Origin of the sequence: Paenibacillus sp. J22TS3 (genome assembly GCF_018403205.1) — a bacterium.
Lineage (GTDB): Bacteria > Bacillota > Bacilli > Paenibacillales > Paenibacillaceae > Fontibacillus > Fontibacillus tuaregi.
In genome coordinates, this window is sequence record NZ_BOSF01000052.1 from 1 (window position 1) to 228 (window position 228).

Here is a 228-nt window from a genome sequence, read left to right on the forward strand (position 1 = left end):
CTTTCGGCGGATCAGATTCTCACTGATCTTTTCGTTACTCATACCGGCATTCTCACTTGTGTACTCTCCAGCGCTCCTTACGGTACACCTTCAACGTATACACAACGCTCCCCTACCCCTGATGCAAGCATCAAGCCATAGCTTCGGTGGTGTGTTTAGCCCCGTTACATTTTCGGCGCAGAGTCACTCGACCAGTGAGCTATTACGCACTCTTTAAATGGTGGCTGC

1 rRNA gene is annotated in these 228 nt (G+C 50.4%); it reads right to left on the reverse strand.

Features of this window, described 5'->3' with window-relative positions:
• Nucleotides 1-228: ribosomal RNA gene (locus tag KJS63_RS26005) — 23S ribosomal RNA — on the reverse strand; the annotation flags it as partial.